General features: G+C 52.6%; 2 tRNA genes. Both read left to right on the plus strand.

The features are described 5' to 3' along the window. The first annotated feature begins 149 nt into the window (after positions 1 to 149). Positions 150 to 226 (plus strand) — tRNA-Ile (locus tag ACYQ8U_RS23210). Between the two features lie 102 nt (positions 227 to 328). After that, positions 329 to 404 (plus strand) — tRNA-Ala (locus tag ACYQ8U_RS23215). Positions 405 to 454 lie beyond the last annotated feature (50 nt).

The following is a 454-nucleotide window of genomic DNA, read 5'->3' on the forward strand; positions in this document are numbered from 1 at the left end:
GATTATTCTCCCCTGCCCTTTGCCGTACTTCGTGTCGGTGAAGTTTTTTTTGATCTTTATAACAGTTGTAGGCAGAAGGCATCTTATCAGACAGTCGGAGGCTGGGAGTTTTCACTGGCTTCTGTCCTCTGTCTTCTGGATTCTGGTAGGGGCCTATAGCTCAGCTGGTTAGAGCGCACGCCTGATAAGCGTGAGGTCGGTGGTTCAAGTCCACCTAGGCCCACCACGTCAGAAACCAGAGGCCAGAAAGCCAGGTGACAGAGAAGTTAGTCGCCGACGGTGAGACATTAATACTGGTTTCTGTCCTCTGTATTCTGACTTCTGAAACGGGGGTGTAGCTCAGCTGGGAGAGCGCCTGCCTTGCACGCAGGAGGCCATCGGTTCGATCCCGTTCACCTCCACCAATCAGAAGCCGGAAGGCCAGAAACCAGAAGTCAGAATAGTCGGCTGCTTT

The sequence above is a fragment of the Desulfocastanea catecholica genome, assembly GCF_054657295.1.